A 13,565-nucleotide genomic window follows, 5' to 3' on the forward strand; every position below is an offset into this window, starting at 1 on the left:
TCCATGCGCCTGGACTACCAACCAGACTGTGTTTTTTCGTCTCAGAAAAAGTATAGTTGCCTTACTGGAAAACAGCAACTTAATCGCTGATATGTATTAGAGTGTAGCTGGAATAGAGTATACTGGTTGAGTATAAGTTCGATACACGATGACATGATATATGTAATGGTACTTAAATACAGCGCAGAAGAGGTTGAGAATGAGTCAAAAGCATTTTGCAGATTACCCATTAAGTGAAGAAATTGTGAGGGCTCTGAATAGCCTGGGCTATGAGACGCCAACAGAAATTCAAACGGAGGTTATTCCCGTTGCCCTTGAGAAGAAGGATCTTGTGGCCAAATCGCAAACAGGCAGCGGCAAAACAGCAGCATATGGTATTCCACTTTGTGAGCTAGTAGATTGGAATGAGAATAAACCCCAAGCTTTAATTCTGACACCAACCCGTGAACTCGCATTACAGGTTACTGAAGACATCACGAATATTGGACGCTTTAAGCGGATAAAAGCAACGGCTCTTTATGGGAAGCATCCTTTTCATATACAAAAGGCCGAGCTAAAACAAAGGACACATGTGGCTGTAGGTACGCCCGGACGTGTACTGGATCATATTGAACGAGGCACACTATCTTTAAATCGAATTACCTATCTCGTGATTGATGAAGCTGACGAGATGCTGAATATGGGCTTTATCGAGCAGGTTCAGTCGATTATTCAGGCACTGCCTAATGACCGGGTTACGATGTTGTTTTCCGCTACTTTTCCCGAAGATGTAGCCAAACTGTCACGTAAATATATGAACGATCCTGTGGAAATTGAGATTAAGGCGACAGGTGTAACCACAGCCACGATTGATCACTCTCTTATTCAGGTGCGGGAGGCGGACAAGCTGGCTCTGCTACAGGATCTGCTCATTGTTGAGAACCCTGACAGCTGCATCATTTTCTGTCGTACGCAGGAGCATGTAGATACACTATTCAGAGCATTGGCTGATCTCGAATATCCATGTGATCGCATCCATGGCGGCATGGAGCAAGATGAGCGATTTGAGGTAATGAACGCATTCAGAAGGGGACAATTCCGTTACTTGATCGCAACTGATGTAGCCGCCAGAGGGATTGATATCACGAATATCACCCATGTCATCAACTACGATATTCCCCTTGAAAAAGAAAGCTATGTTCATCGTACAGGACGTACAGGACGTGCTGGCAAAACGGGGAAAGCCATTACTCTAATCACTCCTAAAGATAGCAAAAGATTAGCTGATATCGAAGCATATATTGGATTTGCAATTCCGCAAGTAAAAGCCCCCTCAGAAGAGGCTGTAGATCTCCGCAGAGAAGATTTCGAGCGAAACCTACATGTAAAAACTGTACTCAAAAACGACAAACGCGAGCAATTAAACCAACAAATTATGAAGCTCAATTTTAATGGCGGTAAGAAGAAAAAACTTAGAGCTGTCGACTTTGTGGGCACCATCGCTAAGCTGGATGGGGTAACGGCAGATGATATCGGGATCATTACGATTCTGGATAATGTGACAGATGTTGAGATTCTGAATGGCAAGGGCCCACTGGTGCTTGAGATTATGAAAAATACTACCGTAAAGGGCAAGCTTTTAAAGGTACGCAAAGGGCATAAGTAGAAGGTACGCTGTATAAAAAAGAGTGAGGCAATCCCGTTCAGTACGGCCGATGGGTTTCGTAAGCTATACAGGCGGGATGGCCGAGTTCATCTCTTGCTCCTCTAATTCATCTTTCCATTTATCGATATTATAAATCACTTTGAATTTCTCTTTTAACTGAGTAACATCTTCAACTGGCACATAGCTGTCCAATTCCATATGGAAGTCCGAAACATCTTTTTCATGGTTATACATCTCTTTTAGAATATCAATGATTGTGGAAAGTCTAGATTTAAATGATAATTTACAATTATCTTCGTCCTCGTCGAGTATACATAGATTTTCTACCCCACTAAAAAAGGAATTTCCTTTAAAATATAGCTTGTTACAGGTCATATGGACCTGCATCAATGGTTCGCATATTTGCCAATCTGCCTCCAGCATAGCGGTTTTAAGCGATACATGTGCTCCACTAATGTAATAATAATCTCGATAAAAACACATTGAACAAGAGGCCTTCATTATTTTAATTTTTGAATCTACAGCAGGATACCCTAGTACAAATCCTTCAGCTAATAATCTCCTGGAGAAGTAATTCAACAATTTTACAAATAATTGGTATCCAAGCTCCTTACCTTCCTCATCGTCTTTATGACAGCAATAATGAATAATATCTTCTTTCACTTGTTTATTTTCATATTGATATCCCATTCCAGCCTCTAAATGATCAATATGAATTTCAACTCCAGCAAATAAGTCATTTAAACTTGTTATTCTGGAATGATTGCCTTTTAAATTTATATTCAAGTCAGTAGTACATTCTCTATAGAGTATACAGGTGTCTTTGATATCCAGTTTAATGTCTTGTCTTTTCATAAAATCAGCGATTTTCTTTAGATGCAAGTAATCCGTTCCTATAAAAACTATTTGGAATATCTTAATTTCATTTTACCATCCCCTCACTCCCACAATATACCTTTAACTCTATAAAACTAACCACGTGGGTGATAATCGTTCTGCTTTATCGTATTCTCTTAGAGAGTTGATAGAACACTTAAAAAAAATTTAGACAAAGTGTCCCTTTCGGTCATCTCCGTTTGTTATACAGATATAATTTTCTTTTTGATCAGAGGGGGTGCCTACATCTTTGAATGAGGAAATCGAATACAGAATCAAACAAGTTCAAGCTGGCGAGATCCAGGATTACGCCTACATTGTAAAGGAGTATCAGCGTCAGATTTTTGTGTACTGCTGGAGGCTATTAGGAAGTGAGCAGGAGGCGGAAGAGGCTGTGCAGGATATTTTCGTCAGTGCTTTTGAGAAAATTAGCAGGTACAAGCCGACAGTGGGCTTCTCCTCCTGGCTGTATAAAATGGCCTATCATCACTGCCTGAACCTGATTCGCAGGAAGAATCTACAGCGCAAATTTAAACTTAGCCTGTTCACCTCAACTAACATGACTTCAGACAGTGCAGCGCAGGTTATGGAACGTCAGCTTTTCAGTGAACCGCTGAGCCGGGCGTTGGACCAACTGAGCGCGGAGGAGCGTAACCTGCTGGTGCTGCGCATTTTTGAAGAGAGAACGTTTGGAGAAATCGGGGAAATCATGAACAAAAGCGAGGAAGCTATCAAGAAAAAATACGGCAGAACAAAAACAAAGCTCAAAAAAATAATGGAGCCCCTAAAGGAGGACCACAAATGCGTGAGTTACAAGACAGAACTCAAAAACAAAGCCTGAAATACACCGATCTGCAAGACAGGGGATTCAAAAACATGGACAAGCTAACCGAGCCAGAGAATGCCTTAAAAATCCAGGCTTTTGACGTTTCTGACAAAGTGATGGAACAGGTCTACCAAAAGGCGCCGCCCAAAAAGGGGAATATAGGAAAAATCCATTTCCAGCCTCGTATCACCGTCCCTATCATGATTTTGCTTTTTGTTGTAGGTGCCTCTGTGACCGGATACGCAGCTTCACAATATCTTGAATTCCGCAACAGTAAGGGCGACGTTGTATTAAATACCGCCAAAACACCTGCCGAAACGGACGCCTCCAAAACGTATTCCTCCACCTACACACGGTGGAACGAAGAGGTGAAGAACCGTTTGCAACCAGGAGAGTATGCCGCTTATTACGTCAAAGACGATTCTATGAACCAAAACAACCTATCTAATCTGGCCCTGTTTGCGTACAAACCGGCAGAACTTTCAAATTTTAACAGCTTACAAGATGAAATCAAGCGAACTGAGGCTCCATTATTCAGCAATCCCACTCATCTACCGGATGGCTATCAGTTTGAATTCGGATACGTCTATCCAATCGCTGCATATCCTGGGATGATGGATAAAAAGGAATATCGAGCTTTAACCGATAAACTGATGCAACAGGCCAAAGCTGCACCGAAGGGTGAAAATCTGTTTATTCAAAAGCTGAACTGGGACAAGTCAGACTCCTCCTTTGCCCGCTATGCGAGAGGAAACGACTATGTAAACATTACCGTCACCAAATACACTCCTGAAGTCACAAAGACAACCATCATGCAAAATGAACAGGATTCGGCTGAGCAATTGACAATCAAAGGAACCAAGGCCTATTACATCAGGGCAAGTGAAGCAAGCAGGCCCTTGGAAGCAGGAAAAAATCGACTGGGATGGATCGATGAAAAAAGACATTTACACTACAACATATCCGATAACCAGGACAGCCCGCTGACCAAAGATGATTTGGTTAAAATAGCTGAGGATTTGCTTAATGCTTCATCGTAATAGATGTTACAGAAAGGTTTTGAAGAGAGACTATCCTGTACTAAGGACGGTCTCTCTTTGAGCAACGTTTTCGTACCTATTTCTCCCGTAACATTACGGCGTATACCACAATCTTTTAACTTCTATTAACTCCTGACCGTTGAACTTCATTCTGTATACATCTGGTTTGGATGTGTGTAGTAGAAAATTCAAGTCGTACTGCTTGTCATAATACCCCATCATCAACGTCATTATCGCCCCATGAGTGCCTAATGCAACTTTCTGTCCTCGATAGGTTTTTAACAATTCTTTTAGAACTGCTATACTTCGGTTCTGACAAACCGTATTAGACTCTCCTCCCTGTAAAGCAAAGTTTGGATCAGAAAATGACTTATCTAACAAAGGAAATAATTCCGCATCGGGCATTCGGTGGTCTTCATTCAAAAAGATCCTTTCTTTAAGATCTTCGAATACCAAAACTTCTTGTCCTGAACGCCGAGCCAGCTCTTGAATGGTCAGAATTGCTCGTTGATATGGACTTGAAACGAAAACCTCGATCCCCTCTCCCTTCAATAATTCAGTTATTCGATAAGCATCTGATTTACCTTTATCCGTTAAACCTCTTGTTCTTTCATTTCCTTCCGTCTTTGGTGACTCGCCATGTCTCACCATGTAAATGAAAGTTTCCAAAATAGCCTCCTTAAAGGATATCGTTTTGTTCTCGTAATTCCTGAAACCGCCCATTAATTATAATTCTAGAGCAAATCTTTCGGTATGACCAATCAGTCTGCACTCACCATACACGAATTGATAATTGCTGTTACGATGTCATATAAATCTTTTTCTTTCAATACATAAAGCTTTACCACGGAAGCTGATCATCCATGTAATAGAATCCGCCTGTTGGACCCTCTTCCGGCAGGGTTGCCAGTCGGATCGCCGTTTTTGCTCCATCCTCCACCGACAGCTCCGCCTTTTCCCCACCCATTTGTGTTTTGACTAAGCCGGGGTGTACGGAATTGACCTTCAGATGTGTCCCGCTATTTTTTTGCGCCCAGTAGGCCGTCAGCATATTCAAAGCTGCTTTAGATGCCGCATAAGCCGGGGTAGCAAGACGCTGCACCCGTTCATTGGTCAACTGGAACTGAATCGAGCCTATAGCGCTACTTTGGTTGACGATTCTGCCTGCTTTGCTCTTTAGCAGTAACGGCAACAGTGCTTCTGTAATCAAATAGGGTGCGAACGTGTTCACCTCAAAAGTATCTCTGAAAGCATCCCCGTCATAACCCGCTTTTTCTGCCAAAATGCCCGCATTGTTGACCAATATGTCCAGCCGTCCGTAAGTATCTTCGATAAATTGGGCCAATTCTGCGATATGTGCAGAATTCGTCACCTCGAGCTTCACGCCGACTGCCTGAATGCCTTCTTGCAACAACCCGGCGGCTGCTTCATCTGCTGCTGTTTTCGTACGTGCAGCGACTAATACCGTTATACCTTGCTGCCCCAGTTGTCTAGCAACCTCCAGTCCGATCCCTTTGCTTGCTCCGGTAATTAACGCGATTTTGCTTGTCATGTTTCATTTCCTCCTCGTTTTTTATTTATTGATTGTGATCAAATCAGACGTTTGGACATGACGCACGGTCGCCAGATGCTGGACATATGCAGCCTGGCTCGCGGTAATCTGCTCACCCGTCACATGGTTCGCATTATGGATAGCAAAAGGCGGCAGGTAATGAGCACTCACATAGTTGGCCAGCGCCTCCATCGGCTTCGCGATGTCCCGAATCGTGAACAGGTTGTAGCCGCCGGGCTGATACGAGGCCGCAGTTCCTGCCGTCGAGATGGCGATGCCGATTTCCTTCCCTTTCAAATGCTCCCCGTCAGGACCAAACGCCCAGCCGAATGCCAGCACTTCATCAAACCACTGCTTCAATAATGGCGGCGTACTATACCAATAGAGCGGGTACTGGAAAATGATTCGATCATGGCTGTCCAACAAAGCTTGTTCACGGCTGACATTAATCTGCTGGTCAGGATAGGCTTCATACAACACATGTACGGTCGTTTCAGGCTGCTGTCTCATGACCTCCGTCCAGGCTCGATTCATTCGGGAACTTTGCAAATTTGGATGTGCAACGATGATTAATATTTTCATACTAACTCTCCTTTTCTATTTCAAAGTTTATGGGAATGATCGTTCTAGAAAAATGAAAAAAATTTGTTTTCGGTTATCGTCTATGTCTCTAAAATGCGTAGATTTAACTCAGCTATCCGTTGCAGCTTTTCTTTCGGAACGGAAGTCCGCACCATAACCCTTAGTCCCGCTAAGGCATTTTGCAGATACTCAGCCAACTCCTTCACTTCGTACTGTTGTGTAAACTCGCCGTTTTGCTGTCCCCACGTTACGATTTCTGCAAGCATTTTCTCCGATTTTGCAAAGGCCTTCGTCGCTATCTCGTCAATGTCCTCATCCCGAATCGCTAATTCAACAGCCGAATTCACGAACATGCAGCCGGGCGGTACGTCCTCTTCACCGTTAATGATGGAGTCAAAAATGAACTGAAGTGCCTGCTTAGCCGTCCGAGATTGCTTGATGCCTGCTGCCCACCTACCGTTAATACGCTCTCCGAATCGGTCCATCACTTTGAGGAACAAGGTATGCTTGTCGGTAAAGGTATCATAGATACTTCTTCGATGAATCCCCATATGTTCGACAAGATCATTCATCGAGGTTTTCTCATACCCCTGCTCCCAGAACAGCTTCATGGCCTTTTCCAGAACAACGTTTTCTTCAAATTCTTTGCTCCTGGCCATTCTATCTACCCCCTGACCATTTAGAATATGTCTGGATTAAATGGATCGACCTTTTGGAAACGATCGTTCTACATTGGTCATCGCATATGTTTTTCTTCTCTGTCTGGCTTTATCCTAACATATTGGGAACGGTCGGTAAAGAATTATTTGTTTTTCCCTTTATAACCCGTTCCATAATTACGGCAGTCACTATAGCAGACACCGATAAACACAGAAGCATTACAAAGTTTTGCACTCGTAAAATAATCATTTTAGCGGTGGGGAGCTTCCCACCGCTTGGCGTTGTCGCTTATACGACTTGAATACGTATCGTAAGATTACTGTGTATTTTATTAAAAATATTTGGATGATCGAATTTACTAGCCATGTAAAAATTAATGATGCAGCGGTTCTTTTTCGCCCAGACCCAGCGTCTCTGTTGTGGTATTATGGATTTCTTGGTAAAGCTCTGGGTTTTCCGCTAGTGACATCCCATAAGAAGGGATCATCTCTTTTATTTTCGGTTCCCACTCGTCCATATGCTGTGGGAAGCATTTTTCTAATACTTCCAGCATAACGTGCACAGCAGTGGAAGCACCCGGAGAAGCCCCAAGCAATGCAGCTACTGTACCATCAGCCGAACTCACCACTTCCGTACCAAATTGAAGGGTCCCTTTACCGCCCTCCGTATCTTTGATCACCTGCACACGCTGGCCTGCTACCACGATCTCCCAGTCCTCGATTTTGGCGTTGGGAATAAACTCGCGTAGTTCCTCCAGACGCTTTTCATTCGATAACATCACTTGCTGGATCAGGTATTTGGTCAATGCCATCTCTTTTGCCCCTGCTGCCAACATTGTAATGAGGTTATTGGGTTTTACGGAACCAATCAGGTCCAAGTTTGAACCCGTTTTCAAGAACTTTGGTGAGAAGCCGGCAAATGGTCCAAACAGCAGTGCTTTTTGGTTACCGATGTATCTTGTATCCAGATGCGGGACAGACATGGGAGGAGCACCAACCTTCGCTTTACCGTATACTTTTGCATGATGTTGGGCGACCACTTTAGGATTGTTACATACCATAAATAGTCCACTTACCGGGAATCCCCCGATATATTTGGACTCAGGAATGCCGGTTCTTTGCAGTAAAGGTAGACTTCCGCCACCACCACCGATAAAAACGAATTTGGCAGTATGATATTCGATTTTTCCGTTATCCAGATTATGCACTTTGACTCTCCACGAGCCGTCGCTCGCACGTTTAATATCCTTTACACTATGCTTGTATTTAATCTCGACATTTTTGCTTTTTAAATGGTCAAACAACATGCGTGTTAAAGCACCAAAGTTGACATCTGTTCCAGAGTCGATTTTGGTTGCCGCAATTGGTTCATTCAATGTACGACCTTCCATAATCAGCGGAATCCATTCCTTTAGCTTTTCAGGGTCATCGGAAAATTCCATGCCTTGAAACAGGGAAACACTTGAAAGCGCTTTAAAGCGCTTTTTTAAAAAAGATACGTTTTTTTCACCCATTACCAAACTCATATGGGGTATTGGCCTGATAAAGTCCTGTGGATTACGAATCAAATTACTGTTGACAAGAAAAGACCAAAACTGTCTTGAGAGCTGAAACTGTTCGTTGATATTAACCGCTTTACGAATATCTACAGATCCGTCTGACTTTTCGGATGTGTAGTTCAGCTCGCACAGTGCAGCATGACCCGTGCCTGCATTATTCCATTCGTTAGAGCTTTCTTCTCCTGCACTTGCCAGTTTCTCAAACACTTTAATTTCCCATTCCGGTGCTAACTCTTTCAGCAATGATCCCAGAGTCGCGCTCATGACCCCGGCACCAATTAAGATAACGTCTGTATTTTTCTGAATACTATTCATAAAAACCTTCCTTATCTCTTATATTTGCAAAAAAGAGCAGGCCCTCCTGCTTAACTGACTCAAGAAGCAAGGCTCCACTCAGGAACATACCTTTTCTATCTCCATTATAACTTAAATATAATCATTTAAAAATTATATCTACTTTATCTGATAATTATAAATCATTTCTGCTAAAAAGTGAGAATTTTCTTCGCGAAAATAAGAATTGAACTCAGTTTTTTTATAAGAAACCTAGCTGATTTTGTTACTCCCGTGGATTACAGCTTCCCAATAATTAAATCAACAGTTTATGTATATGAATAACCAGGAATTGTTATGTAGGATTTCAAGAATTAACACGTGATTCATCTAGGGCCTGTACGCCAACTGTACAATGCGTAGAAATCAAGTAAAATAAGGGACAGGTGGCGAAGATACCCCATGACCTGGACTATTTTTGAAACATTTTCATTTTGCCAGGTAAGAACGGCTTCCGGACTGAAATGCTAAAGAAGCGGAATCCGCAATGATTCTGCCATCCTTGTAGGAATGGAGACTAGAGTGCTATGAGGAGAATAGTAGTTAGTGGAAATACGTATTTGTGGAATTATAGAACGGTCAGAGATATTTACTGTAGATCCAAGTTGACTATTATTTCTGAAAATAAAGATATAAAATTTATAATTCTGTTTACTACTAAAGATACAATTGTCACTGGTAGCCCTTTGAATGAGGGATTACGGGTGATGAAAGAGGGTAAACAATATTCTATTAATCTTAACCAACCTAAGTATGTTGCTGAAGTGTTGCAGTATATACTTGGTATGGAGTTAGATGTGACAGTGAAGAAAGTGCATGAGCTAAATGGTAATGAATTGTTGGTTAGTATGGGGTATCAGGATGTGACCGGGCTTTTGATATGAACTAAGCCCGCTCTACATCCAGAACTTGTTGTCATTTATGATACGGTTCCGTATACACCAACTGGTTTCTCTCTGAATCCCAGCGCCATGCTAAATCACCTTGCAGCCACAAGCCGCCATACCACTCGTCTATTCCCTTCATCTTCACCCAGTCATGTGCCCCCGCCGTTATATTTCTCCCTACTTCCGTTAATGCAACAACACATTGGTCAAAGGATGGAGTTGTTTTCTTTTGATGATCAGGAAATGAGTGGGGCCCTTGAATCTCTAATAGTGCATGTGGTTGTTCCGACATATTCCTTAAACGATACCAAAACTCCAAATCACCCATTCCTAGACCACTCATTCGGTTCCCGATCTGCTTAAACAGCTCTTGTGGAGAGTTCACTCCTTGCTGGACGAGTTCCAGGGTTGTCTGCTCTACGATGCCCAGCCCATTCATGGTGGAAGGTAGACGAGATAGGTGCAGTTCAAGTGCCGCATGAGCAAAAGGCAGGGCAGATGTATCTTCACGTAAAATGTCAACATGCCGCGTTATATCCGGGGAAGCATATGTTTCCCAGATTCCTTTGCCCGTCTCAAGCTCCTGCTGACCGATCTGCTGCCACGTGCCTGACAATTTTTCTAACTGCTTCGTTGTAAGCTGTCCTAAGCCCCTAAACGGATCAATACCGGGGTAGTTGCCGATACACAGCAAGCTCAGTTTGGTTTGACCTAGGGTCTGCGTCGAAAACCAGTGCAACAAGTAGCTTAGCATCAGCTGGTCGAACAAATCGTGCTCGAACCATAGCACGACTTCGTCATACTTATGAAAGTTATGCAGAACCTGCTCCTGAGTCTTGCAATTGGACACATAGTCTTCCCCTGGGATACCGAGAGTTCTCTCCAAATATTCCACTCTAGCTGCTCTCGATGAGTGCTCGCTCATTTCAAGGGAAACTGGACCTACCGGATACACTTCTCTCCAGACCAAGATATCTCCACGAATGTTCCCTTTCCTCAGCTTGTCACCGACATGATCTCCATTAACTATATGTAGCATTGACTCTCCTCCTTCATAAATATCGTTAAACATGGATACAAAGTCGGTGACAAGTAGTGAAGCTCTCAGCTTATTGCGGGCATCAAACAACCGTTTTTTGAGCACGGATGGAGATACGCTTAGATAGCTTGATATTTCACCGATTGAGTACCCTTGAAAATAGTACAGCTGAACCGCCAGTTTTAACTTGTCAGATAAACCCTCGACGGATTGATGAAGCTTTTGATGCCATTCCCTTCTCTCTGCGATGAGTTCCACATCATATTTCTCTACATCCATTACTATAGTTTCGGCCAACGGCACCATCGTGGGCCTCTTCCGGCGCAGAATACGATGACATTGACGTTCGACAATGATCTTGAACCATCCAGGGAACGCCTCTGCTTCCTGTAATTTATGAAGATTGGCAAAAGCCTCAGCGAACCCCTCCTGAACTGTATCCTCTACCAGACTCCAGTCCCCCAACCTCGTATATGCTACTGAAAAAGCCATCCCACTGAAATGCTGCACGATCTGCTTCCAAGCATTTTGATCGCCTAGCCGAGCTTCCTCAATCCAACACTGCACCTCTTGCACCTCCTCTGTATGCAAATTCTATATATAAGTGCCGGTATTGCTGCAAATGGTTACTTTGTTCGATTGAAGTTGTGAAAAACCTATAGCAAGTTTAGAGCCATCCCTTATAGGATGGCCCTCTCTAATTAAACGATCGTTTCCCGTAATTATAAATACTTCATCATGATGTTCGAAACGATCTGTTGTTGATTCCCCCAATCATAATCGGAGTTATCCAGTATAAAGCATTGAAAAGGAAGCTGCTCAATAATACGCAATTCTAGCTCTCGTCGATGCTCAAGGAACTGAATATATCCTTCGTACCCGTGCAGCCCTTTATTCTTTCCATAATCCTGCTCTGTATGGTACCAAATCACAAAATCCAGCCACTCTGGAGACCTCATCGTTTTCACTCGCTCAATCGTCTCACGGACACTAGGTTGCCTTCAACGATAACCAATTTCGTTTTCGTAGCTGGTAAATTCGTCATAGTATCACGTCCTTATGAATTAAAAATCCTCTGAGAAACAATAAAAAGCATTGGGTCTTGAGGACTGACCCAATGCTTTTATCGATGAACTATAATTATTTAATTATTACGTATTCCAGGTTAACCAGTTTTGCATAAGTAACAATTTGGTCTGTGGTTAGATTCAAGGAAACCACGGTATGGTGACCGCCACCGTTCTCAATCCATGCTTTAACTCCATCTTGGAAGTTTGGCTTCACGTTCCACAGTACACGAGCCACTGGAAGTTTTGGAGCAGGAACTGTTGGTTCAAATGCAGTAACCTCATTGATCAGCAGTTTATAATGGGTGCCAAAGTCAGCCATGGAAACAACTACACCGTCCCCTGCCTTACCGTCAAATACCAGACGGGCTGGATCTTCACGATCGCCGATACCTAACGGAGACACGATGATTTTAGGCTTGTTGCTTGCCAACGTTGGGTCAACTTCAAGCATATGGGATTGAAGGATCGATTCCTGACCCGCTGCTAATTCATAGGTGTAGTCTTCCATAAAGCCAGTGGATTGGTTATGGCTCATGACTTTAAGCAAGCGATCGAGCGCTGCAGTCTTCCAGTCGCCTTCACCAGCAAATCCGTATCCTTGTGCCATCAGACGTTGAACGGCAAGACCAGGAAGCTGTTTCATACCATAGAGATCTTCAAAGTTTGTTGTGAAGGCAGTATAGCCGCCATCATCCAGGAATCGCTTAATAGCAATTTCATAGCTTGCTTGCACTCTTACGCTGGATTCCCAAGCTTCCTTGCTGTAAGTACCATAATCAAATTCATAGAGTTCGGAGTATTCCGCGAACAAAGCATCAATTTCTTCTTCCTTCACAGCATTGACGTACTGAACAAGGTCGCCAATTCCGAAGTAATCAACAGTCCATCCAAATTGGATTTGGGCTTCGACCTTATCGCCTTCCGTAACACCAACGTGACGCATGTTGTCGCCGAAGCGGGCAACTTTGATATTGAAGCTTTCGTTATAAGCAACCGCTACATCCATCCACTCTGCGATTTGCTTTTGCACTTCTGCACGTTCCCAGTAACCTACAACCACTTTATTCTGTTTCTTCAAGCGGGCGTTGATAAATCCATATTCACGGTCACCATGAGCTGCCTGATTGAGGTTCATGAAGTCCATATCAATCGTAGCCCAAGGAATGCTTTCATTATACTGTGTAGCCAAATGAAGCAGCGGCTTTTGCAGCAATTTAGTACCACGAATCCACATTTTTGCAGGTGAGAAAGTATGCATCCAAGTGATGACACCAGCAACCTCGTCACGATAGTTGACTTCTTTCATAAGGCTGGTGATTTTGTCTGCACTAACTGCCAGATCCTGCAATACAAGCGGATAAGGCAGAACGCCGCTCTTATTTAGGGCATCGGTCATTTCTTGTGCGTGTGCTTTGACTTCTGCTAATGCTTCTTCTCCATACAGATGTTGTGAACCTACGACAAACCAGAACTGTTTTGTACTTACTGTTGACATAA

General features: G+C 43.2%; 13 protein-coding genes. 4 read left to right on the forward strand and 9 right to left on the reverse strand.

Annotated elements, in window-relative coordinates; all coding sequences use genetic code 11:
- Positions 1-199: 199 nt before the first annotated feature.
- Positions 200-1,645 carry a DEAD/DEAH box helicase gene (locus PPM_RS25980; protein ID WP_016324917.1) on the forward strand — a complete coding sequence of 482 codons (1,446 nt, stop codon included), beginning with the start codon at positions 200-202 and terminating at the stop codon, positions 1,643-1,645.
- A gap of 63 nt (positions 1,646-1,708) precedes the next feature.
- Here the strand turns inward: PPM_RS25980 and PPM_RS25985 are convergent, their stop codons facing one another.
- Entirely contained in the window at positions 1,709-2,527 is an 819-nt protein-coding gene (locus PPM_RS25985) for a hypothetical protein (protein WP_016324918.1), read from the reverse strand.
- A gap of 244 nt (positions 2,528-2,771) precedes the next feature.
- Between PPM_RS25985 and PPM_RS25990 the strand changes: the two genes are divergently transcribed.
- Together PPM_RS25990 and PPM_RS25995 are read left to right on the forward strand one after the other, a co-directional pair.
- Complete coding sequence (locus PPM_RS25990; RefSeq protein ID WP_016324919.1) at positions 2,772-3,362, forward strand: RNA polymerase sigma factor; 591 nt, start codon at positions 2,772-2,774, stop codon at positions 3,360-3,362.
- Entirely contained in the window at positions 3,323-4,387 is a 1,065-nt protein-coding gene (locus PPM_RS25995; protein WP_013373843.1) for a DUF4367 domain-containing protein, read from the forward strand. Before PPM_RS25990 ends, PPM_RS25995 begins: the two co-directional genes overlap by 40 nt.
- A 93-nt stretch (positions 4,388-4,480) precedes the next feature.
- Here the strand turns inward: PPM_RS25995 and PPM_RS26000 are convergent, their stop codons facing one another.
- From PPM_RS26000 to PPM_RS26020, 5 genes are all read right to left on the reverse strand, one after another.
- Positions 4,481-5,056, reverse strand: coding sequence for a histidine phosphatase family protein (locus PPM_RS26000; RefSeq protein ID WP_013373844.1), 576 nt, complete (start codon positions 5,054-5,056; stop codon positions 4,481-4,483).
- A 172-nt stretch (positions 5,057-5,228) separates the two neighbouring features.
- A complete protein-coding gene (locus tag PPM_RS26005; RefSeq protein ID WP_013373845.1) occupies positions 5,229-5,939 on the reverse strand; it encodes an SDR family oxidoreductase in 711 nt (236 codons plus the stop codon).
- Positions 5,940-5,960: 21 nt separating this feature from the next.
- Positions 5,961-6,521, reverse strand: a complete 561-nt coding sequence (locus tag PPM_RS26010; protein ID WP_013373846.1) for an NAD(P)H-dependent oxidoreductase — start codon at positions 6,519-6,521, stop codon at positions 5,961-5,963.
- Positions 6,522-6,601: 80 nt separating this feature from the next.
- The gene (locus PPM_RS26015; protein ID WP_013373847.1) at positions 6,602-7,180 is read right to left on the reverse strand and encodes a TetR/AcrR family transcriptional regulator; all 579 of its coding nucleotides are present in this window, start codon (positions 7,178-7,180) and stop codon (positions 6,602-6,604) included.
- Positions 7,181-7,554: 374 nt separating this feature from the next.
- Positions 7,555-9,054 (reverse strand): malate:quinone oxidoreductase, encoded by a 1,500-nt coding sequence (locus PPM_RS26020; RefSeq protein WP_013373848.1) that lies wholly within the window; start codon positions 9,052-9,054, stop codon positions 7,555-7,557.
- A 545-nt stretch (positions 9,055-9,599) separates the two neighbouring features.
- Between PPM_RS26020 and PPM_RS26025 the strand changes: the two genes are divergently transcribed.
- Positions 9,600-9,956: a hypothetical protein gene (locus PPM_RS26025; RefSeq protein ID WP_016324920.1), complete on the forward strand. Its 357-nt coding sequence runs from the start codon at positions 9,600-9,602 to the stop codon at positions 9,954-9,956.
- 31 nt (positions 9,957-9,987) lie between these two features.
- Here the strand turns inward: PPM_RS26025 and PPM_RS26030 are convergent, their stop codons facing one another.
- The 3 genes from PPM_RS26030 to araA form a co-directional block, all read right to left on the reverse strand.
- Positions 9,988-11,565, reverse strand: coding sequence for a sigma-70 family RNA polymerase sigma factor (locus PPM_RS26030; protein WP_013373850.1), 1,578 nt, complete (start codon positions 11,563-11,565; stop codon positions 9,988-9,990).
- Positions 11,566-11,720: 155 nt separating this feature from the next.
- Positions 11,721-11,966, reverse strand: coding sequence for a hypothetical protein (locus tag PPM_RS26035; protein WP_013373851.1), 246 nt, complete (start codon positions 11,964-11,966; stop codon positions 11,721-11,723).
- A 172-nt stretch (positions 11,967-12,138) separates the two neighbouring features.
- Positions 12,139-13,563: an L-arabinose isomerase gene (araA, locus tag PPM_RS26040; RefSeq protein WP_013373852.1), complete on the reverse strand. Its 1,425-nt coding sequence runs from the start codon at positions 13,561-13,563 to the stop codon at positions 12,139-12,141.
- Between the last annotated feature and the right edge of the window lie 2 nt (positions 13,564-13,565).

The sequence above is a fragment of the Paenibacillus polymyxa M1 genome (genome assembly GCF_000237325.1).
Lineage (GTDB): Bacteria > Bacillota > Bacilli > Paenibacillales > Paenibacillaceae > Paenibacillus > Paenibacillus polymyxa_C.

Coding starts and splice junctions, on each gene's coding strand:
- PPM_RS25980 (WP_016324917.1), top strand. CDS start 200: ATGAGTCAAAAGCATTTTGCAGATTACCCATTAAGTGAAGAAATTGTG.
- PPM_RS25995 (WP_013373843.1), top strand. CDS start 3,323: ATGCGTGAGTTACAAGACAGAACTCAAAAACAAAGCCTGAAATACACC.
- PPM_RS26005 (WP_013373845.1), bottom strand. CDS start 5,939: ATGACAAGCAAAATCGCGTTAATTACCGGAGCAAGCAAAGGGATCGGA.
- PPM_RS26010 (WP_013373846.1), bottom strand. CDS start 6,521: ATGAAAATATTAATCATCGTTGCACATCCAAATTTGCAAAGTTCCCGA.
- PPM_RS26015 (WP_013373847.1), bottom strand. CDS start 7,180: ATGGCCAGGAGCAAAGAATTTGAAGAAAACGTTGTTCTGGAAAAGGCC.
- PPM_RS26020 (WP_013373848.1), bottom strand. CDS start 9,054: ATGAATAGTATTCAGAAAAATACAGACGTTATCTTAATTGGTGCCGGG.
- PPM_RS26025 (WP_016324920.1), top strand. CDS start 9,600: ATGAGGAGAATAGTAGTTAGTGGAAATACGTATTTGTGGAATTATAGA.
- araA (WP_013373852.1), bottom strand. CDS start 13,563: ATGTCAACAGTAAGTACAAAACAGTTCTGGTTTGTCGTAGGTTCACAA.